This is a genomic window from Candidatus Pantoea communis (genome assembly GCF_011752685.1).
In the GTDB taxonomy this organism is placed as follows: Bacteria; Pseudomonadota; Gammaproteobacteria; order Enterobacterales; family Enterobacteriaceae; genus Pantoea; species Pantoea communis.
Genome location: NZ_VWXC01000010.1, coordinates 58,344 through 78,785 on the forward strand (window position 1 = coordinate 58,344; position 20,442 = coordinate 78,785).

At 54.9% G+C, this 20,442-nt stretch carries 16 protein-coding genes and 1 riboswitch; of the genes, 4 read left to right on the plus strand and 12 right to left on the minus strand.

Annotated features, from left to right (window positions below; translation table 11 throughout):
* The first annotated feature begins 47 nt into the window (after nucleotides 1-47).
* Complete coding sequence (locus tag F3J37_RS14445; RefSeq protein ID WP_034826089.1) at nucleotides 48-1,193, plus strand: porin; 1,146 nt, start codon at nucleotides 48-50, stop codon at nucleotides 1,191-1,193.
* 287 nt (nucleotides 1,194-1,480) lie between these two features.
* Nucleotides 1,481-1,960, plus strand: a complete 480-nt coding sequence (gene folA / locus F3J37_RS14450) for a type 3 dihydrofolate reductase (RefSeq protein WP_034826087.1) — start codon at nucleotides 1,481-1,483, stop codon at nucleotides 1,958-1,960.
* Nucleotides 1,961-2,102: 142 nt separating this feature from the next.
* Here folA and apaH read toward each other — a convergent pair whose 3' ends face one another.
* Genes apaH through lptD form a run of 6 tightly spaced genes read right to left on the minus strand, consistent with a single transcriptional unit; the run spans nucleotide 2,103 to nucleotide 8,933 of the window.
* A complete protein-coding gene (apaH, locus tag F3J37_RS14455) occupies nucleotides 2,103-2,972 on the minus strand; it encodes a bis(5'-nucleosyl)-tetraphosphatase (symmetrical) ApaH (protein ID WP_166934020.1) in 870 nt (289 codons plus the stop codon).
* Between the two features lie 51 nt (nucleotides 2,973-3,023).
* Nucleotides 3,024-3,401, minus strand: coding sequence for a Co2+/Mg2+ efflux facilitator ApaG/CorD (apaG, locus tag F3J37_RS14460; RefSeq protein ID WP_034826077.1), 378 nt, complete (start codon nucleotides 3,399-3,401; stop codon nucleotides 3,024-3,026).
* A gap of 4 nt (nucleotides 3,402-3,405) precedes the next feature.
* On the minus strand, nucleotides 3,406-4,230 hold the full coding sequence (gene rsmA / locus F3J37_RS14465; RefSeq protein WP_034826076.1) for a 16S rRNA (adenine(1518)-N(6)/adenine(1519)-N(6))-dimethyltransferase RsmA: 825 nt from the start codon (nucleotides 4,228-4,230) through the stop codon (nucleotides 3,406-3,408).
* Nucleotides 4,223-5,215 carry a 4-hydroxythreonine-4-phosphate dehydrogenase PdxA gene (gene pdxA, locus F3J37_RS14470; protein WP_166934022.1) on the minus strand — a complete coding sequence of 331 codons (993 nt, stop codon included), beginning with the start codon at nucleotides 5,213-5,215 and terminating at the stop codon, nucleotides 4,223-4,225. The genes rsmA and pdxA overlap by 8 nt, the downstream gene beginning before the upstream one ends.
* A complete protein-coding gene (surA, locus tag F3J37_RS14475) occupies nucleotides 5,205-6,500 on the minus strand; it encodes a peptidylprolyl isomerase SurA (RefSeq protein ID WP_034826072.1) in 1,296 nt (431 codons plus the stop codon). Before surA ends, pdxA begins: the two co-directional genes overlap by 11 nt.
* Nucleotides 6,501-6,554: 54 nt before the next feature.
* Complete coding sequence (lptD, locus tag F3J37_RS14480; RefSeq protein ID WP_166934024.1) at nucleotides 6,555-8,933, minus strand: LPS assembly protein LptD; 2,379 nt, start codon at nucleotides 8,931-8,933, stop codon at nucleotides 6,555-6,557.
* A gap of 181 nt (nucleotides 8,934-9,114) precedes the next feature.
* Here lptD and djlA point away from each other — a divergent pair, with 181 nt between their 5' ends.
* The gene (gene djlA, locus F3J37_RS14485; protein WP_058959353.1) at nucleotides 9,115-9,927 is read left to right on the plus strand and encodes a co-chaperone DjlA; all 813 of its coding nucleotides are present in this window, start codon (nucleotides 9,115-9,117) and stop codon (nucleotides 9,925-9,927) included.
* Nucleotides 9,928-9,994: 67 nt separating this feature from the next.
* Here the strand turns inward: djlA and rluA are convergent, their stop codons facing one another.
* From rluA to polB, 3 genes are all read right to left on the minus strand, one after another.
* Complete coding sequence (rluA, locus tag F3J37_RS14490) at nucleotides 9,995-10,654, minus strand: bifunctional tRNA pseudouridine(32) synthase/23S rRNA pseudouridine(746) synthase RluA (RefSeq protein WP_166934025.1); 660 nt, start codon at nucleotides 10,652-10,654, stop codon at nucleotides 9,995-9,997.
* Nucleotides 10,655-10,674: 20 nt separating this feature from the next.
* Nucleotides 10,675-13,581, minus strand: a complete 2,907-nt coding sequence (rapA, locus tag F3J37_RS14495) for an RNA polymerase-associated protein RapA (protein ID WP_166934027.1) — start codon at nucleotides 13,579-13,581, stop codon at nucleotides 10,675-10,677.
* A gap of 152 nt (nucleotides 13,582-13,733) precedes the next feature.
* Nucleotides 13,734-16,094: a DNA polymerase II gene (polB, locus tag F3J37_RS14500; RefSeq protein ID WP_166934029.1), complete on the minus strand. Its 2,361-nt coding sequence runs from the start codon at nucleotides 16,092-16,094 to the stop codon at nucleotides 13,734-13,736.
* A gap of 166 nt (nucleotides 16,095-16,260) precedes the next feature.
* On the opposite strand from polB, the gene F3J37_RS14505 reads away from it, so the two are divergent.
* Nucleotides 16,261-17,025 carry a DedA family protein gene (locus tag F3J37_RS14505; RefSeq protein WP_166934030.1) on the plus strand — a complete coding sequence of 255 codons (765 nt, stop codon included), beginning with the start codon at nucleotides 16,261-16,263 and terminating at the stop codon, nucleotides 17,023-17,025.
* Here F3J37_RS14505 and thiQ read toward each other — a convergent pair.
* Genes thiQ through thiB form a run of 3 tightly spaced genes read right to left on the minus strand, consistent with a single transcriptional unit; the run spans nucleotide 17,022 to nucleotide 20,279 of the window.
* Nucleotides 17,022-17,723: a thiamine ABC transporter ATP-binding protein ThiQ gene (gene thiQ, locus F3J37_RS14510; protein ID WP_166934032.1), complete on the minus strand. Its 702-nt coding sequence runs from the start codon at nucleotides 17,721-17,723 to the stop codon at nucleotides 17,022-17,024. The two genes, F3J37_RS14505 and thiQ, sit on opposite strands and share 4 nt — an antisense overlap.
* The gene (gene thiP / locus F3J37_RS14515) at nucleotides 17,707-19,293 is read right to left on the minus strand and encodes a thiamine/thiamine pyrophosphate ABC transporter permease ThiP (protein WP_166934034.1); all 1,587 of its coding nucleotides are present in this window, start codon (nucleotides 19,291-19,293) and stop codon (nucleotides 17,707-17,709) included. Before thiP ends, thiQ begins: the two co-directional genes overlap by 17 nt.
* The gene (gene thiB / locus F3J37_RS14520) at nucleotides 19,293-20,279 is read right to left on the minus strand and encodes a thiamine ABC transporter substrate binding subunit (protein WP_166934035.1); all 987 of its coding nucleotides are present in this window, start codon (nucleotides 20,277-20,279) and stop codon (nucleotides 19,293-19,295) included. The genes thiP and thiB overlap by 1 nt, the downstream gene beginning before the upstream one ends.
* A gap of 47 nt (nucleotides 20,280-20,326) precedes the next feature.
* Nucleotides 20,327-20,421, minus strand: a riboswitch (TPP riboswitch).
* Nucleotides 20,422-20,442: the final 21 nt, after the last annotated feature.

The following is a 20,442-nucleotide window of genomic DNA, read 5'->3' on the forward strand; positions in this document are numbered from 1 at the left end:
CTTGAGCGCTCATCAATAGAGCGCTCACCTTAACTGGGATATAAAAAATGAAAATGCGTGCTTTCACCCTCAGCGCAGTGGCTGCGTTATTAGTTGCTGCGCCTCTCGCCAGCCAGGCGGAAATTACCCTGCTGAAGCAGGATCCGCAGGCAGGCGATCCACTTAGTCGTCTTGATTTCAAAGTCGGCGGCAGTATTCGTCCTCAGTTCCAGCATCAGGCTGGCGTCAGTGATCAATCGTACAAGCGTAACGGCTACGATGGTGGTTCACGTTTCCGTTTCTCCGCGGATTACTACCTGTTTGATGACATCAGCTGGGTCAGCTACTACGAGCTGGGCGTGAACTTCCCGGCCTGGTGGGGTTGGGATAACCACTATGCCGATGGCCAGAACAACACCACGCGTCGTCAGCTGTACACCGGTCTGAAGAGCAAAACCTGGGGTCAGTTGACCTTTGGTCAGCAGAACAGTGTTTACTATGATGTGGTCGGTGCGAAGACCGATATCTGGGACTACGACATGCTGGCTCAGGCACCGGGCAACGGTATCAACGGCGATTACGACGGTTCATACCGTTCACGTAAGATGCTGAAGTACAAAAATACCTTCGGCGACGTTGATGTTTACGCGTCTTATCTGTTTGCAGATAATGAACTGCTGCAGAAGAACAACAGCCTGCGCTATAAGCGTAAGAGCGGTGGTTCACTGGGTATCGATTACCACATCACAAAAGATTTAACTTGGGGCACGGCATGGAACTATACACGCGCCACCATGCGTAATGCGGCCAATGGCGATGACAAAGATTACAACCAGAACATCTACGGTACCGCGCTGAGCTGGAAACCGGATAACTGGACGTTGTCTGCCGGTGCAGGCTGGTACCAGAACTTCTCACCAACCACCGTTAAGAACGTGAACAACTACTTCGCGGATGATGCGTGGGGCGTGGAGTACTTTGCTGGCTATAAATTCGCTATCGATCAGTACGCGGTCAAGTCTATCCAGCCTTACTTCATGGGCGACCGTCTGGAGTTCGTCAATGGACGTAACTACAAGCGTATCGACAACGGCGTAGGTATCAGCACTAAACTGGACTACGGCTTCCAGATTGATTACGAATACGTGATCACTTCTAGCACCGACAAATCACTGGGTAACATGAACCTGGTGCGTCTGCGCTACGATTTCTAATCGAAGTATCAACGGCTCCTGCGGGAGCCGTTTTTGTTTGTCGCAGACAGTGCGGTTTTCTTTACACTCCATCACGTCAAAGCCTCATTTCACCCTGAGTTGTAGCGTTCCGCTGGACTAATCTGGCGTCTATTTCCATGTATGGTGGGAAAGTCGGTGTAAAACTCTGTCCAATAACAAAAATGCGGTCGCATAGGAGCTTTACGCAAATAGCGGGGGCGGCCTATCGACGAAACTTTCGCCTTTACGTATGATGGCGCCAATTTTTTTCCTGTAGGTCTTTTAACATGATTAGTCTGATCGCAGCACTGGCAGCCGATCGCATTATTGGTATGGAAAACGCCATGCCCTGGAACCTGCCTGCTGATTTGGCGTGGTTTAAACGTAATACGCTGAATAAACCGGTGATTATGGGGCGTCTGACCTTTGAATCAATCGGCCGCCCGCTACCGGGACGTTTGAATATCGTGGTGAGCAGCCAGCCGGGCACCCATGAAGGCGTGACCTGGGTGACTTCGCTGGACGAAGCAGTGAAAGCGGCGGGAGACGTGGAAGAGGTCATGGTGATCGGTGGCGGTCGCATTTACGAACAGATGCTGGCGCGCGCCGATCGTTTGTATCTCACACACATTGATGCCGAAGTCGAAGGTGACACCCAATTCCCGGATTACGAGCCGGATGAGTGGCAATCGACCTTTAGCGAGTTTCATGACGCCGATGCGCAAAACTCGCACAGCTACTGCTTTGAGATTTTAGATCGCCGTTGATGTTTATCCCGGCACCCATCAATGTGCCCCTGAGAAAATCGTCTCATTTCGTCGTGGTGTTGCCCTACAGGGCGACCGGGAAATCTCAGAACCACCCTTTATGGCGAACAAAAAAAGCCCCGCACGTTGCGGGGCTTTTTGTTTATGACATATCGCTCAATGGCGGATGTACGCTGGCGGCACTCTCTGCCATCGCCTTTTCACGGTTAGAAGCCTGCACATAATAGCGTTGCGATTCCCAGTGCAGCAGCGTCAGCGTGCCGCCCCAGCAGCAACCGGTATCCAGGCCGATAATGTGTTCAGGCGTCCCCTTGCCCTCCAGTGAAGCCCAGTGACCAAACACCTGCGTGTAGTCACTGCTGATCTTGCCGGGAACCAGGAACCAGGGTTTCAGCGGCGGTGGAGCAGAGTTGGGGGCTTCTTTGCAGATCATATCCAACTGACCGTTGGGGAAGCAGAAGCGCATACGCGTCAGGGCATTGGTACTGAAGCGCAGACGCGCCAAGCCGCTCAATTCCGGCGTCCAGTTGTTTGGCATGTCGCCGTACATCGCATCCAGGAACAGCGGATAGGTGTCGCTGGCCAATACGGCTTCAACTTCACGTGCACAGAGTTTTGCGGTGTCGAGATCCCATTGCGGCGTGATCCCTGCGTGAGCCATCAACAACTTTTTCTCTTCATCCACTTGTAGCAGCGGCTGGCGACGTAACCAGTTGATCAGCTCATCCGCGTCCTGCGCCTCTAACAATGGCGTCAGACGATCTTTAGGTTTGTTACGGCTGATGCCCGCATAAACCGCCAGCAGATGCAGATCGTGATTGCCAAGCACCAGTCGCACGCAATCTCCCAGCGATTTCACATAGCGCAGCACATCCAGCGAACCCGGGCCACGCGCCACTAAGTCGCCGGTTAGCCAAAGCTCGTCTTGCTGCGGATCGAAATCAACCTGCGCCAGCAGCGCACGTAGCTCGTCATAACAGCCGTGAATATCGCCAATCAGGTATGTACTCATTACGTCAGTCCGATCAAAACGCGCCGCCCGGACTGGCCGGGCGGAGGGGGATTAATGTATGTGGGTTTGCACGGCGAGTCGGAACACCGGAATGTCGACGTGAAATTCTTCACCTTCATCGTCGATCATCACATAGTGACCTTGCATGGTGCCCATAGGGGTTTCCAGAATCGCACCGCTGGTGTACTGATACTCACCGCCAGCGGCAATGTGCGGTTGCTCGCCAACCACACCTTCCCCCTGAACTTCAGTCTCACGACCGTTGCCATTGGTGATAAGCCAGTAGCGACTATGCAGTTGAACGCTATTTCGTCCCAGATTACGTATGGTGATGGTGTAGGCAAACACGTAACGATCCTCGTCGGGCAAGGATTGTGATTCCACATATTGACTCAATACATGAATACAGACGCGGGCCAGTTCACTCATACACTTATTTCTCCGGGGTTTCAGCCTGATGATTGCCCAGCCAGTTCGCCAATTGGCAATACTGCGCCACGGTGACATTCTCAGCACGCAGCGAGGCATCAATGTTCAGTTCATCCAACGCACCCGCAGTAAACATATGTGCAAGGCTGTTACGCAGGGTTTTACGGCGTTGACCAAAGGCTTCAGTGGTGATGCGGCTCAGCAGGCGAATATCGCTCACCGGATAAGGTGGTTCTGGGTAAGGCATCAAACGCACCACGGCGGAATCAACTTTTGGCGCAGGCGTGAAGGATTCGGGTGGAACTTCCAGCACCGGAATCACCTGGCAATAGTACTGCGCCATCACGCTCAGGCGGCCATACGCTTTACTGCCCGGTCCGGCAACCAAACGGTTTACCACTTCTTTCTGCAGCATGAAGTGCATGTCTTTAATCGAACCAGTATAGCTGAAAAGGTGGAACATCAGCGGGGTCGAAATATTGTACGGCAGGTTGCCAAAGACGCGCAGTGGCTGACCTTTCTCTTGCGCCAGCGCCGAGAAATCGAAAGTCATGGCATCTTGCTGATAAATGGTCAGCTTCGGTCCGAGGAACGGATGGGTCTGCAAACGTGCAGCCAGATCGCGGTCCAGCTCTACAACGGTCAGTTCATCGAGGCGTTCGCCCACCGGTTCAGTTAAGGCACCCAGGCCGGGACCAATCTCCACAATCGCTTCTCCCTTCTGCGGGTGAATAGCGGAGACAATGCTGTCGATAATGTACTGATCGTTCAGGAAGTTCTGCCCGAAACGTTTACGGGCAAAATGCCCCTGATGGACGCGATTATTCATTACTGCTCTTGATCATAGTGATGGCGAGATTAAGCGCCGTGATAAAGCTGCCCGGTTCCGCCTTGCCCTGGCCGGCTAATTCCAGCGCGGTACCATGGTCGACAGAAGTCCGGATAAAGGGCAGGCCAAGGGTGATATTCACCGCGCGACCAAACCCCTGAAATTTTAGCACCGGTAAGCCCTGATCGTGATACATCGCCAGGACCGCATCGGCATGCTGTAGGTACTTCGGCTGGAACAGCGTATCAGCCGGTAATGGGCCGGTAAGCTGTATACCTTGCTGACGCAGTTCGTCGAGCGCCGGAATGATAGTATCAATTTCTTCACGGCCCATATGGCCGCTTTCGCCCGCGTGCGGATTCAGGCCGCAGACAAAGATATGCGGATGGGGTAAACCGAACTTCTGCTGTAAATCCTGATGCAGAATCGTAATCACCTCATGAAGGCTGTCGCGAGTAATCGCATCAGCGACATCTTTTAACGGCAAATGCGTGGTGGCGAGCGCGACGCGTAACTCTTCGGTGGCCAGCATCATCACCACGCGATCGCCACCGGCACGCTCGGCGAAGAATTCGGTATGACCGGTAAACGGAATGCCGGCGTCATTGATGACGCCTTTGTGCACGGGTCCGGTAATCAACGCAGCAAATTCACCGTTTAGGCAACCGTCGCAGGCACGCGCCAGCGTTTCCAATACGTAATGCCCATTCGCTACGGTTAATTCACCAGGCGTGACCGGCCGCGCGGTATCAACCTGCAGCAGCGTTAACGTACCGGCCTGCTGTGCTTGTGCCGCAACACCCGGTTGGTAATCGCGCAGCGTCAGCGGTAAGCCCAGTTGCTGGGCGCGCTGACGCAGCACATGGCCATCGGCACAGACCACCAGTTCAACTGGCCAGTCGAGCTGAGCCAGTTGAACGGTGAGATCAGGGCCAATCCCGGCGGGTTCGCCGGGGGTGATCACGACACGATAATTACTGACCATTGTTGTCCAGAATCTTCACGTAAGCACTGGCGCGTTGTTCCTGCATCCAGGTTTGTGCTTCTTCGGCAAATTTACGGTTAAACAGCAGACGATAAGCACGCTCTTTCTGCGCCGCATCGGTTTTATCAACCTGACGGGTATCCAGTAACTGAATCAGATGCCAGCCGAAGGATGAGTGTACCGGCTCACTGACCTGGCCTTTTTGCAGCTTCAGCAGCGCATCACGGAAGGCAGGATCGTAGATTTCCGGGGTTGCCCAGCCGAGATCACCGCCCTGATTGGCTGAACCCGGATCGTCAGAGAACTGTTTTGCTGCGGCGGCAAAGGTGGTTTTACCACTTTTAATATCTGCAGCAATCTGCTCTATCTTCGCTTGCGCCTGCGCGTCAGTGAGGATCGGAGAAGGCTTCAGCAGAATGTGCCGCGCATGCACTTCGGTGACAGAGATGTTTTTGCTCTCACCGCGCAGATCGTTCACTTTCAGAATGTGGAAGCCGACGCCAGAACGGATGGGGCCGACAATGTCACCCTTCTTCGCGGTGCTCAACGCTTGCGAGAACAGGGTAGGCAGCTCTTCAATTTTTGCCCAACCCATATTGCCGCCTTTCAGCGCTTGCGGATCGGCAGAGTAAGTCACTGCCATTTTGCCGAAATCGGCACCGCTTTTCAGTTGACCCACTAATTGACGCGCCAGCGCTTCCTGATCGTCAACCTGCTGTTGCGTCGGATTTTCTGACAGCGGCAGCAAGATCTGGCTCACGTTCAGTTCAGTACCCTGAGTGTTCTGAGAACCAATCTGCGTTGCCAGCGTATCCACTTCCTGCGGCAGGATGGTGACACGGCGGCGCACTTCGTTATTACGCACTTCGGAGATCAGCATTTCCTGACGGATCTGCGCACGGTAAGCGTTGTAGTTCATTCCGTCATAGGCCAGGCGGCTACGCAACTGGTCCATGCTCATCTTATTTTGTGCGGCAATATTTTGAATAGCCTGATCTAACTGCTGATCGGTGACCTGCAAGCCGGCTTTCTCGCCCATCTGAAGAATGATGGCATCCATGACCTGCCGCTCAAGGATCTGATGACGCAAGGTTTTGTCATCAGGTAACTGTTGATGAGCCTGCTGCGCCTGTGATTTCACGGTGCGCATCATGTTATCAACGTCACTTTCCAGTACCACGCCGTTATTCACGACGGCAGCAACTTTATCAACCTCTTGTGGGGCTGCGAACGCAGTGTTAGCGGTGATCGCTACACCAAGAATCAGCATTCTCCAGTTCTTCATACTTTATCCATTGTTGTTTCCGCACTGCGGGATAGCCTGTCAAACATCACAACATCAGAAAGCGCGCTGGTAAGGGATGATGCCCTGACGCAGCATTTCATTGGTGCCTAAGCCATAGTTAGAACTCAGACCACGTAGCTCAATGTTGAATGAGATTTGGTTGTCGTACTTACTGTCGTTGTTTTCCCAACCGTTGATCTTGCGCTCGTAACCCAGACGAATGGCGTAGCAGCACGAGCTGTACTGCAGGCCAACTAACTGCTCAGCAGGGCGGCTGTTGCGGGTATCGTAGTAATAACCGCCGACCAGTGACCAGGCATCGGCAATTGGCCAGCTCGCGGTTGCGCCAACTTGTGAAATCCCGTTTTTGTAGATCGGGTTCGTCAGCAAGCTGGAGTTGTTCAACGCCTGCGCCACGTATTCCGGGCTGCTGTAGCGGTAGCTCAGCTGCACCATACGATCGGCATCCTGACGGTATTCCAGGATGGCGTTGCCTTGTGCAACGTTATCGAGACGGGTGTCATACTGCAGCCCGCCGCGTGCGCCCCAGCGATCGCTGATTTTCCAGTAAGTATCGCCGGCCCACACCAGGCTGCCGGTATCATCTTCATCACTCGTCTGGTTTACGCCGGTACGAGACGGGGTAAACGAGTAGATTTGACCCACAGAAACGTTAAAACGTTCAACCAGATCGTTATCATAAATTCGCGTGGTCACACCAGTTGAAACTTCGTTAGCCGAAGCGATGCGATCCAGACCACTGTAAGTACGATCGCGGAACAGGCCGGTGTAGTCAGTTTGCAGCAGCGTTGAATCGTACGGATAGATATTGCTCTGGTTACGGTACGGGACATACAGGTACTGTACACGCGGTTCCAGCGTTTGCGTGTAACCTGGTTCCCAGTCCATATCACGGTCAAACACCAGGCGACCATCCACTTTGAACTGCGGCAAGGTACGGTTAACGGAGCTGTCTAACCGGTTACCGGTGCTGTCGACGCCTGAGATTTGGTTGTTGTTATAACGATCAACATTGTCCTGCTGGTAGTGCGTCGCCAGGAACTTCGCTTCAGTATCGAGGCTGGCCCAGCCATTTGACAGCGGTAAATTTAACGTCGGTTCAATGTGAAGGCGCGTTGCTTCAGGCATTTTGCTATTCACGTTGGTGAATTTCACTGCCTGAGCGTAGATGTGGCCATCAAATGGTCCAATATCGTTCTGATAGGCGTTCAGGTCGAGCTGTGGCATGGCACGGTAGACGTTGGTGGAGTCTGTGGTGCCGAATACCTGGAAGTCTTTGGTCGACAGCGTCGCATCCCAGTTGGTATCTGCATAGCCAAAGCTGAATTTCTGCGTCGCGTAACCATCAGTGGAACTGTAATACTTCGAATCGAGGTCGTTGAAGTAATACGGGTCGCTAACTTTGGTGTAGTTGGCGTTGAAGCGCCAATGCTGCTCGTAGACACCGGCATGCTGCCAGTAGAACAGCCAGCGGTTGGAGCTGGCATCCTCAGAAATGCTACGTACCGCTTTATCGTTGTCGTACTGCTTATCTGAAGGCAGATAATCCAGTTCCATCAAACCGGCACCAAACACGGTCAGATAGCGGAATTCGTTCTGCAATTGCAGACCACGTTTGCTCATGTAATGCGGCGTAATCGTGGCATCGGCCTGTGGCGCGATGTTCCAGTAATACGGCAGCATAAATTCGAAGCCGTTGTTACTACCGTACTTCGCATTCGGGATCAGGAAACCGGAGCGACGGCGATCGCCAATCGGTAACTGCAAATACGGGCTGTAAAACACCGGCACATTGCCGAGTTTAAAGCGGGCGTTCCAAATCTCCGCCACTTCTTCCTGACGGTCCTGGATCACTTCAGAACCGACCACACTCCAGCTATTAGAGCCGGGCAGGCAAGAGGTGAAGCTGCCGTTTTCCAGAATGGTATAACGGTTGTCGCCACGCAGTTTCATCTGATCGGCAACGCCGCGGCCCTGACGGCCCACCATCTGGTAATCACCGTTCCACACGTTGGTGTCTTTGGTGTTCAGATTGGACCACGCTTTCGGACCTTTCAGGATGACCTGGTTGTCGTCATAGTGCACATTACCCAGCGCATCCACGGTACGCACTGGCGTGGTCTGTCCATCCTGCTGACGCTGATGCAGTTGCATCTCATCGGCACGTAAGCGGCTGTTGCCCTGCTGCACATCAACATTGCCCGTGAATACCGCGTCATTCGGGTAGTTACCCTTGGCCGAGTCAGAGTTGATGGTGACAGGCAGGGAATTGGTGTCGCCGCTGACCAGCGGACGGTTGTAGCTCGGCACGCCCAGCATACATTGCGACATCAGATCGTCGGCGAATGACTGCTGACTGTAGAGCGCTGCACCAATCATGGTTGCCAGCAGGGTAGGTATCTGTTTTTTCATACGCGGTTCGGGATTTCCATGAGAACGGGCATCATGCCGACAATCGGCTCAGAGACTAACTTACTGCCCGGCGTTGTGCCAGTGTTAATCCTTGTCTGATCGCGTTGCTGTTAGGCACTGAAGTAAATGAAAGGTATGATAATGCAATTTTCAGCCGCAAGCATGGCGAATTGAGGAGTTTATGCGCTACTGGGGAAAAGTTATTGGTCTGGCTCTCGGCTTACTTTCCGGAGCAGGCTTCTGGGGCATTGTACTGGGTCTGATCATTGGTCATATGTTTGACAAAGTGCGCAGCGTAAAAGGACAGGGCTATTTCGCCAATAATCAGGCGCGACAGACGCTGTTTTTCAGTACCACTTTTCAGGTGATGGGTCATTTGACGAAGTCAAAAGGGCGCGTCACCGAGGCAGATATCCAGATTGCTTCCTTATTTATGGATCGTATGCAACTGCATGGCGATGCCCGCATGGCTGCGCAGCGTGCTTTCCGCGAAGGCAAGCAAAGTGACTATCCGCTGCGGAATAAATTGCGTGAACTGCGCAGCGCCTGTTTTGGTCGTTTTGATCTGATTCGGATGTTTCTGGAAATTCAGATTCAGGCGGCATTTGCTGACGGTTCGCTGCATCCCAATGAACGCCAGGTGCTGTATGTGATCGCGGAAGAGCTGGGCATTTCGCGGGCACAGTTCGATCAGTTCCTTCGCATGATGGAAGGTGGGCAACAATTTGGTGGCGGTGGCTCCTCTTATGGCGGTGCTTATCAACAGGCGAAACGCGGACCGACGCTGGATGATGCCTGTAGTGTGCTGGGGGTAAAAAGCAGCGATGACAGCACCACCATTAAACGCGCTTACCGTAAGCTGATGAGTGAGCATCATCCGGACAAACTGGTGGCGAAAGGGTTACCGCCAGAAATGATGGAGATGGCGAAGCAGAAAGCGCAGGAGATTCAGGCAGCTTACGATTTGATTCGTAAGGAGAAAGGATTTAAATAACCTGGAACGTTAAGATTGAATTTGAAAGGGCCGTCATGACTGACGGCCCTTTTTTATGACCTGCAGATTAAAAATCTGCTGGCTGCTTAAACGTCATGCTGTTGCCAAACGCCGGATGGGTAATGGTTAATGACTCCGCGTGCAGTTGCAGACGCGGCGCCATGCTCAGTGCTTCTTCATGGGCATAAAAGCGGTCGCCCAAAATCGGGTGACCCAGCGCCAGTAGATGCACGCGCAGCTGGTGCGAGCGCCCGGTAATCGGTTTGAGCCGCACGCGGGCACTGTGGCTGGCTTCGTACTCCAGCACCTGATATTCCGTCTGCGCCGCTTTGCCGTTCTCGAAGCACACCATTTGCTTAGGGCGATTGGGCCAGTCGCAAATCAGCGGCAGATCGATCAATCCTTCTTCCGCGACTGGATGACCCCAAACGCGCGCCACATAGTACTTTGACGGCTCACGCTCGCGGAACTGTCGCTTCAACTCGCGCTCTGCGGCTTTATTCAGTGCCACCACGATCACCCCGCTGGTGGCCATATCCAGTCGATGCACCGATTCCGCCTGGGGGAAATCACGTTGAATGCGCGTCATCACGCTATCTTTGTGCTCCTCCAGCCGGCCTGGCACCGACAACAATCCGCTTGGCTTATTGACCACCATAATGTGCTCGTCCTGATACAGAATATGTAGCCAGGGTTCGAGCGGCGGATTGTAGGCTTCCATCAACATGTCGTAATGGCCTTCAGCAATTATTGGTGCGTGACAACGATCAGACGCAGCGCGTCCAGACGCCAGCCCGCATCACCGAGGCTCGCCAGCACCTGCTCGCGATTGCTTTCCAGCGTTTCAACCTCATCATCACGGATGTTAGGGTTGACCGCTCGCAGCGCTTCAAGACGTGATAGCTCGGCACTCAGCTTCTCATCCGCCTCGACTTTCGCCGCTGCGATAATCGCCTGTGCTTCCGGAATCACCACTTTTTCGGCCTGGGTCAGAATATCGTGCACTTCCTGCTGCACTGCGTTAACCAGTTTGCTACCGGTATGACGATTCACGGCGTTTAACTGGCGGTTAAAGCTTTCAAACTCCACTTTGCCTGCCAGGTTGTTGCCCGCACGATCCATCAGCAGACGCACCGGCGTTGGCGGCAGGAAGCGGGTGAGTTGCAGACTTTTCGGAGCCTGCGCTTCAACCACATAGACCATCTCAACCAGCAGCGTCCCCACCGGCAGCGCTTTGTTCTTCAGCAGTGACAATGCACAACTGCCGGTATCGCCGGACAGGATCATATCGAGACCATTACGGATCAGCGGATGTTCCCAGGTGATGAACTGGGTGTCTTCACGCGACAGCGCCTGGTTACGGTTGAAGGTCACGGTGCAGCCATCTTCCGGTAAACCTGGAAAATCCGGCACCAGCATATGATCGGATGGCGTCAGCACGATCAGGCTGTCACTGCGGTCTTCCTGGTTGATGCCGACGATATCGAACAGGTTAAGCGCGAAGTTAACCAAATCGGTGTCGTTATCCTGTTCGCCGATAGCATTCGCCAGCGCCTGCGCTGCTTCGCCGCCGTTGGAGTTCAGCTCCAGTAAGCGGTCACGACCCTGCTCCAGCTGCGCTTTCAGCGTGTCGTGCTGTTTACGACTCTCTGCAATAAACTCATCCAGCCCCTGTGGATTCTCAGGTGCGGCGAGGTATTCGATTAACTTGCTGTATTCGCTGTCATAAATGGTGCGTCCAGTTGGACAGGTATGCTCAAACGCATCCAGGCCTTCGTGGTACCAGCGCAGCAGCACCGCCTGGGCGGTTTTTTCCAGCCACGGCACCAGGATCTGAATGTCGTGCATTTGGCCGATACGGTCGAGACGGCCAATACGCTGTTCCAGCAGATCCGGGTTAAACGGCAGGTCGAACATTACCAGGCGGCTGGCGAACTGGAAATTACGGCCTTCAGAACCGATCTCCGAGCACAGCAGCACCTGCGCACCTTCTTCTTCTGAAGCGAAAAATGCCGCAGCACGGTCGCGTTCCAGAATGGATAATCCTTCGTGGAACACTGCAGCACGAATACCTTCGCGCTCGCGCAGCACCTGCTCCAGTTGCAGCGCAGTGGCAGCCTGAGCGCAAATCACCAGCACTTTCTCTTTACGGTTGCTGGTCAGGTAGCCCATCAGCCACTCTACGCGCGGGTCGAAGTTCCACCAGGTACCGCTATCACCTTCAAATTCCTGATAAATCTTTTCCGGATACAGCATGTCACGCGCGCGTTCTTCTGCGCTCTTGCGCGTGCCCATAATGCCGGAAACTTTAATCGCGGTTTGATATTGCGCAGGCAGTGGCAAACGAATCTGGTGCAGTTCGCGTTTAGGGAAGCCCTTCACGCCGTTACGGGTGTTACGGAACAGCACGCGGCTGGTGCCGTGGCGGTCCATTAACATCGAGACCAGCTCTTTGCGTGCGTCTTCTTTGCCTTCACGATCGCTGTTCGCCACCTGCAGCAGCGGCTCGATGTCCTGTTCACCGATCAGGTCATTGATCAGGTTCATCTCTTCTTTGGTGATAGCCTGATCGGCCAGCAGCGAACTCACCGCATCGGCCACCGGGCGATAATTCTGCTGCTCAGCCACGAACTGGCTGAAGTCGTGGAAGCGATTTGGATCGAGCAGACGTAAACGGGCAAAGTGACTTTCCAGACCCAGCTGTTCCGGCGTGGCCGTCAGCAGCAATACGCCTGGCGTTTTTTCCGCCAGCTGTTCAATCACCTGGTATTCTCGGCTCGGCGCCTCTTCGCTCCAGGCCAGATGGTGAGCTTCATCGACCACCAGTAAATCCCAGTCGGCATCAGCCAGTAATTCCAAACGCTGCTTATTGCGACGCACGAAGTCTAGCGAGCAGATAATTAATTGCTCGGTTTCAAAAGCGTTATCGCTGTCGTGCTGGGCTTCGGTGTAGCGATCGTCATCAAACAGGGCAAAGCGCAGGTTGAAGCGGCGCAACATCTCTACCAGCCACTGGTGCTGCAGCGTTTCCGGCACCACGATCAGTACGCGATCGGCACGACCGGCCAGCAGCTGTTGCTGAATAATCATCCCGGCTTCAATGGTTTTACCCAGGCCCACTTCATCCGCCAGCAACACGCGTGGCGCATGACGACGGCCAACATCATGGGCGATATGCAGCTGATGCGGAATCAGGTTGGTGCGCATGCCGCGCAGGCCGCTGATCGGCAGGCGATACTGCTCACTCTGGTATTTACGCGCACGGAAGCGCAAGGAAAAACGGTCCATACGGTCGAGCTGACCGGCGAACAGGCGATCCTGAGGCTTACTGAACACCAGTTTGCTATCCAGCATCACTTCGCGCATCACCACGCCGCTTTCTTCGGTGTCGAGACGCGTGCCGATGTAAGTCATTAATTCGTTATCGTTGCGGACTTCATCGACGCTCATCTGCCAACCTTCGTGGTTGGTGATGGTGTCGCCCGGATTGAAAATCACACGGGTGACGGGAGCATCATTACGGGCATACAGGCGGTTTTCGCCGGTTGCCGGGAACATCATGGTGATCATGCGGGTATCAATCGCCACCACCGTTCCTAATCCCAGTTCACTTTCCGTATCACTAATCCAGCGCTGACCCAGTGTAAAAACCATATATTTTTAGCTCGACTCTCTGACATGCCATAAAGAAGTTCACCTGCACTCAGGCAATACAACACCGCCAAACAAGCGTTTGGTCAGGGTGTCTATGCGGTGAGAAACAGGAAGGGCGCTATGGTACTGGATGGCAGGGCATTCGTCACCTGTCAAAAAAGCCCCAGCTGCCCGGTAATAAGTGTAGCAAAGTCATCGCCGACGAAGGGTAAAATGCCATCTGCCACCGGTTGTAACTGTTTGGTGACATAGTGATCATAGTCGAGCGGCGTGGTGCGCGCTTCCAGCGGTTCCGGGCCAGCGGTCGCCATCACATAGCGAATGGACCCACCATTTTGATGCTGTAATGGACGCTGTAATTTCCGATTTTGCTCATCGGCGAGGCGAGCAGCGCGTACATGGGGTGGCACGTTTTTTTCATAATCTTTTAACGGGCGGCGCAGGCGCTTTTTGTAGACCAGTAATTCATCCAGTTCGCCCGCCAGCAGCTGCGCCACGGTCTCACGGATATAATCCTGCCATGGCTCACCACGAAAAATTCGGCCATACAGATTTTGCTGGAACTGCTGCGCCAGCGGTGTCCAGTCGGTGCGCACTGACTCCAGCCCTTTAAACACCAGCCGCTCTGTTCCGTCGCTGCGAATCATGCCGGCGTAGCGCTTTTTACTGCCTTGTTCAGCACCGCGAATGGTGGGCATCAGGAAGCGACTGAAATGGGTTTCGTACTCTAATTCCAGTGCGCTCTCCAGCCCGTAAGTCTGCTGCAGATGTTGCTGCCACCACGCATTGACCTGTTTAGCCAGACGATGACCAATGGCGGCGGCCTCCGCCTCGCTGTGCGCGCCTTTGAGCCAGACAAAGGTGGAGTCGGTGTCGCCATAAATCACATCAAACCCTTCGGCCTCAATCAGCTCGCGTGTTTGCTGCATGATGGCGTGGCCACGCAGGGTAATTGAAGACGCAAGACGTGGATCAAAGAAGCGACAGGCGCTGGTGCCAAGCACGCCGTAAAAGGCATTCATGATGATTTTCAGCGCCTGAGACAACGGCTTGTTATTCTCGCGCTTGGCGGCTTCTCGCCCTTGCCAGATTTGTTCGACTATCGCCGGTAAACAGTGGGTCTGCCGCGAAAAACGTGCCTCACGGAAGCCGGGCACGGAATCGGCATCGTCTGGATGCGCCAGCCCCTCCACCAAACCGACGGGATCGATCAGAAAGGTGCGAATAATGGAGGGATAAAGGCTTTTGTAATCGAGCACCAGCACCGAGTCGTACAGGCCGGGCCGTGAGTCCATCACATAACCGCCGGGGCTGGCTTCGGGTGCCACTTCACCAAGGTTAGGCGCCACGAATCCTGCGCGATGCATACGCGGAATATAAAGATGACCAAACGCCGCCACCGAACCGCCGTGACGATCGACCGCCAGGCCATTGACCGTGGCGCGTTCCAGCAGAAACGGCATGATGGCAGTGTGATGGAAAATGCGCGTCACCAACTCGCAATCTTTCAGGTTGTACTTCGCCAGCGCCGGTTTGTCATGGGCAAAGCGCCAGTTGATCTCTTCCATACGCTGCCACGGGTTATCAATGGCTTTGCCTTCGCCAAGCAACTGACGGGATACAGCTTCGAGACTAAAGGAGGGGAAATCCCAGAAAGCGGACTTCAGCGCTTCAATACCATCAATCACCAACCGTCCTGTGGCTTGTGCGAAGAAGACGCCAGGCTTAAAGCCGTGCTCGCGCCACTCCAGCGCCTGATTTTGGCGTCCTAAGCGCAGCGGAATGCCATAACGATCGGCGTGTTTTTGCAGGACGCGCAGATCGAACTGCACTACGCTCCAGCCGATGATCACGTCAGGATCGTGACGGGCGAACCAGGCATTGAGCTGTTCCAGCAGCTGCGGGCGGCTATCCACATAGATGAGATCGAAATCGAGCGTGCTGGCATCGCCATTGGGTGGACCCAGCATATACACCTGGCGCTGACCGCAGCCCTCCAGCCCGATGCAATACAGCTCACCGTGTTCCGTGGTTTCAATATCCAGCGAAACCCATCTTAGCTGCGGGCGGTAATCTGGATGCGGTTTCAGGCGAGCATTGACCACGCTATCGCCGCGCACCTCGCCGCTGAACCACACCGGCGCAGTGATGAAACGCTCCATCAAATAGCGCTCTGGTGGGCGGATATCGGCCTCATACACCGCGATGCCATTTTCGCGCAGGCGCTTTTCCAGGTTTTGCAGCTGGCGATGGCTGCGGCAATAAAGGCCAAACACCGGACGACGGCGGAAATCTTTCAGTTCGAGCGATTGCACACGAATATGCCGCTCGTCACGGATCAACGCTTCGGTTTGCTGGCGGAACTCTTCTGGAATGAAAGCCACGGACTCTTGTGCCGGTAGCACCAGCCGCTGCGGTCCCTGATCAGTCGCCAGCCACAGCACCACTTCGCTGCCGGTTGGGGTATCTCGCCAGTGGCGGGTAAGCAAAAAACCTGCGCGTGGTTCGGTCACGTGAACTCCGGGAAATGAATTGCCTGAAGTATATCATGGATGTTTATACAGTGCCTGTGTGTGGCGACATTGTCAGTACTCTGTCAACATCGTCCTACAATTCTTGCCTTGACGGTTTGGCGCTGGCTCCGGACAATCCAGCCTCTATATTCCGCAGAGGATAGTTATGGAAGCCTGGATTCAACATCTGTTTTCGCAATCGCTGGAGTACGCGCTGATGGCCGTGGCGCTGGTGACCTTCCTTGAGTCACTGGCGTTCGTGGGATTGCTGTTGCCAGGAACCGTATTAATGGCCAGCCTTGGGGCGCTGGTGGGCAGCGGACAGATTGGCCTTTATCCTGCCTGGGCGGCGGGTTTTGCCGGTTGCCTGATTGGTGATTGGGTCTCGTATGGCATCGGCTGGAAGTTTCAGGGGCCATTACACCGCTGGAAATATCTGAAAAAGTATCAGGGCCTGCTGGATAAAACTGAGCACGCGCTGCATGAACACAGCATGTTTACCATTCTGGTGGGGCGCTTCGTCGGCCCGACGCGTCCGTTAATTCCACTGGCGGCGGGCATGCTGGAGCTGCCGGTGCGCAAGTTCCTGCCGCCCAACCTGATTGGCTGTATTCTCTGGCCGCCGGCTTATCTGATGCCGGGTATCCTCGCCGGTGTGGCGATTGATGTGCCGCAGGCCGCGCAAGGCGGCAATTTTAAGTGGCTGCTGTTGCTGGTGGCGTTGCTGGTGTGGATGGGATTCTGGCTGATGTGGCGCTGGTGGCGCAGTGGTAAAACCACTGACTGGGCGACGAAATATCTGCCGCAGGCGCGCTTACGCTGGCTGGCACCGCTGGCGGCGGCTATCGGCGTGGCGGCATTTATCGCCATTCAGTATCACCCGATGATGCCCATCTTCCGCCATCTGTTGTGGAAGGTGTTCTTCGCTTAAGGCTTTTTCACGCCAAGGATGGCCGCCGCTTCACTCTCTCCACTGATCAAGCTCGCGGTGCGGCCATCCCAGTAAATCCGACCATCGACCACCACCAGACTGCGCGGCGCAATTTGCTGGGCATCTTCCAGACTGTGCGACACCATTAGCAGCGTGATATTGCGGCTTTCACACACCGAACGCACCAGTTGCAGCATCTCCCCGCGTAGCGCCGGATCGAGCGCAGAGAAGGGCTCATCGAGCAACAGGATTGGCCGATCACGCAGCAGGCAACGCGCTAAGGCCACGCGCTGGCGTTGACCGCCGGAAAGCTCAGCTGGCAAGCGGTTCAGCATCTCGGCTAATCCGGTCTGCTCAGCGATGGCGGCCAGCTGTTGCTGCTGTTCGCGCGTCAGTTTCAGGCCCGGATGCAAACCCAATCCCATATTTTGCTGCACCGTGAGATGTGGGAAGAGGTTGTTCTCCTGAAACAGCATCGACACCGGCCGCGCCGACGGTACGCTACGCGTATGATCGACGCCATTCACCATTAGGGTTCCCTGGCTCACTGGCAAAAAACCGCCGATCAGACTGAGCAAGGTGCTTTTGCCTGCGCCGCTGGGGCCAAGGATCGCCAGACGTTCCCCCGCCTGGGCTTCAAAACGGAAGCGCATTGGCAGATGCTGGTAAAGGTAAGTGAGATTATTCAGTGTCAGCATGACGATCCGGCAGTTTTTCCATCAGAGTAAAGAGCAACAGGCACAGTAATAACAGTAGCAGTGCGGTTACGGCACCGTCTGCGCCGCGATAGGCACCAATTTGCTGGAACAGATAGAACGGCAGCGTGCGGAAATCGGCGCTGCCAAACAGGGCCACCACGCCGAAATCGCCAATCGACAGCACGCAGGCAAACGCCAGCGCTTGTGCAATGGGCCGCTTTAGCGCGCGCAGTTCAATCAGTTTCAGGCGATTAATACCAGCAATACCCAATGATGCGCAGAGCGGGCTGTAGCGAGCGCTGATATCGCGCATCGGGTTCTCCAGTACTTTCATCGCATAGGGGATGGCAATCAGCGCATTGGTAAATATCACTAAGCCATCGGCACGCTGCGGCAGGCCGATGGTAGCGTTGAACAGCAGGAAAAAGCCGCTGGCCAGCACGATGCCGGGCATCGCCAGGATCAGCATACCGCTTAGCTCCATTGCCTGTGCCGCAACGTTGCGCTGACGCTGACGCAGCTCGCGACTGCTCCATAGCAACATGATGGTCAGCACCACGCACAGCAATCCGGCGCCGATGGCGATGCGCAGTGAGGTGAAGGTCGCTTGCCATAACGCGGGCTGTTGCAGTGCACCCGCCACGCCACCGCGCAAACCATCAAACACTACCGCGGCGAGCGGCGGCAGCAAAAGTATCAGCGCGCAAGCAATCAACAGCGTGTCGCCGATCCGGGCATGCCAGCAATCCTGCGGGTCACGCCAGCCGCGAATGCTTTGGCTGCCGGTAGGGATGGCTTTACTGAAGCGTTGGCTGAGCAGCACCAGCAGCAAACAGCATCCGAGCTGCAACAGTGCCAGTAGCGCCGCACGACTGGGATCGTAATCAAAACTCAGCGCCTGATAAATCGCTAGCTCTAACGTGGTGGCGCGCGGTCCACCGCCCAATGCCAGTACCGTGGCAAAGCTGGCGAAGCACAGCATAAAAATCAGGGCTGCGGTGGGCAGGATCTGACGTCGCAACCATGGCCACTCGACCAAACAAAACAGGTTCCAGCCGCGCAGGCCAAGCTGGGCGGCTAACTGACGCTGTTCGCCGGGAATACTTTCCAGCGCCTGTAACAGCATTCGGGTGGCAAGCGGCAGATTGAAGAACACGTGCGCCAGCAGAATGCCTTGCAAGCCATAGGGCGAGAAGCTGTAGTTGAGGCCTAAAAGGCCACAGAGTTGTGCCAGCCAGCCGCTGCGACCGTAAACACTGAGCAAGCCAAATACGGCCACTAAAACCGGCAAGACCAGCGTCATGGCACACAGGCGCAGCAGCAGATTACGTCCTGGAAAGCGGCGGCGATACAGCGCACGTGCCAGCAGAATCGACGGCAGCACCGAGAGCAGGGCAGATAACAGCGCTTGCTCAAACGAGAAGGCCAGGACGTGGTGCAGGTAACTGTCAGTGAGCAAGGCACGCCAGTCAGTGACCGGCGCCGCCATCACTAAGGCGCCAAACGCCAGCAGTGCCACTGCGCACAATAGCAGCGCAACGGCACTTCCAGGAATTAACCAGGCTGGCATTAACGGCTAACGGCTTGTTGCCAGGTGCGAATCCAGTCCGCGCGATGATCGGCCACTTCGGCTGAGCTATATTGCAGCGCATTCGCCGGCACGGTGAGCGACTGATAACCGGCAGGCAGATCGCTTTTGATCACCGGATACATCCAGTTGCCAGTCGGAATGGTCTTCTGGAAAGCTGGCGACACCATAAATTGCATAAACTGCTGCGCCAGTTTGGGCTGTTTGCTGCTAGCGAGCTGTGCAGCCACTTCTACTTGCAGATAATGGCCTTCGCTAAACGGCGCAGCGGCGTAGTTATCTTTCTTCTCTTCGATGATGTGATATGCCGGAGAGGTGGTGTAACTCAGCACCAGATCGCCTTCGCCTTTCAGGAACAGGCCATAGGCTTCGCTCCAGCCCTTAGTGACGGTGACCGTTTTCTGTGCCAGCTTCTGCCAGGCGTCAGGTGCTTTATCGCCATACACTTTTTGCATCCACAGCAGCAGGCCTAATCCCGGTGTGCTGGTGCGTGGATCTTCATAGATCACACGCCACTTTTCCGGGCTTTCGACCAATTCTTTTAGGCTCTTCGGTGGGTTCTTCAGCTTGTTTTTATCGTAGACGAAGGCGAAGTAGCCGTAATCGAACGGAACGAAGGTGTCGTTATGCCAGCTATCAGGCAGTTGCAATTTACTGGTGTTGACGGTGCTTTTCGCGAACAGGCCGGTTTTTTCGGCGGCTTGCACGAGGTTGTTATCGAGGCCCAGCACCACATCGGCTTTGCTGTTTTTGCCTTCCATCCGCACGCGGTTGAGCAGCGACACGCCATCTTCCAGCGCCACATAGTTCAGTTCGCAGCCGCACTCGGCTTCAAAGGCTTTTTTAACGGCAGGGCCGGGGCCCCAATCTGCAGAGAACGAATCGTAGGTGTAAACGGTAAGAACAGGCTTGGCAGCCAACGCCGGGGCAGAGATCAACAGCAACACGGGCAAGACTTTGTTTAACACTTTGCGCTCCTTGAGGAGAAGATAAGGTTGAGTCGCAAAGGATCTGAGTTATCGCTCATCTCAAATCCCTACGCCGGTATGAGCCGGATCAGGTTCGACGGGTTTCTCTCAGCCCAATACCAGGGCACCCCGTTGAGAACGGCTTATATTAGACACTTCTGTG

What these genes read in the sequence shown, in the direction of transcription:
- F3J37_RS14445 (WP_034826089.1), top strand. Translation starts at nt 48, where the DNA reads ATGAAAATGCGTGCTTTCACCCTCAGCGCAGTGGCTGCGTTATTAGTT.
- folA (WP_034826087.1), top strand. Translation starts at nt 1,481, where the DNA reads ATGATTAGTCTGATCGCAGCACTGGCAGCCGATCGCATTATTGGTATG.
- apaH (WP_166934020.1), bottom strand. Translation starts at nt 2,972, where the DNA reads ATGAGTACATACCTGATTGGCGATATTCACGGCTGTTATGACGAGCTA.
- apaG (WP_034826077.1), bottom strand. Translation starts at nt 3,401, where the DNA reads ATGAGTGAACTGGCCCGCGTCTGTATTCATGTATTGAGTCAATATGTG.
- rsmA (WP_034826076.1), bottom strand. Translation starts at nt 4,230, where the DNA reads ATGAATAATCGCGTCCATCAGGGGCATTTTGCCCGTAAACGTTTCGGG.
- pdxA (WP_166934022.1), bottom strand. Translation starts at nt 5,215, where the DNA reads ATGGTCAGTAATTATCGTGTCGTGATCACCCCCGGCGAACCCGCCGGG.
- surA (WP_034826072.1), bottom strand. Translation starts at nt 6,500, where the DNA reads ATGAAGAACTGGAGAATGCTGATTCTTGGTGTAGCGATCACCGCTAAC.
- lptD (WP_166934024.1), bottom strand. Translation starts at nt 8,933, where the DNA reads ATGAAAAAACAGATACCTACCCTGCTGGCAACCATGATTGGTGCAGCG.
- djlA (WP_058959353.1), top strand. Translation starts at nt 9,115, where the DNA reads ATGCGCTACTGGGGAAAAGTTATTGGTCTGGCTCTCGGCTTACTTTCC.
- rluA (WP_166934025.1), bottom strand. Translation starts at nt 10,654, where the DNA reads ATGTTGATGGAAGCCTACAATCCGCCGCTCGAACCCTGGCTACATATT.
- rapA (WP_166934027.1), bottom strand. Translation starts at nt 13,581, where the DNA reads ATGGTTTTTACACTGGGTCAGCGCTGGATTAGTGATACGGAAAGTGAA.
- F3J37_RS14505 (WP_166934030.1), top strand. Translation starts at nt 16,261, where the DNA reads ATGGAAGCCTGGATTCAACATCTGTTTTCGCAATCGCTGGAGTACGCG.
- thiQ (WP_166934032.1), bottom strand. Translation starts at nt 17,723, where the DNA reads ATGCTGACACTGAATAATCTCACTTACCTTTACCAGCATCTGCCAATG.
- thiP (WP_166934034.1), bottom strand. Translation starts at nt 19,293, where the DNA reads ATGCCAGCCTGGTTAATTCCTGGAAGTGCCGTTGCGCTGCTATTGTGC.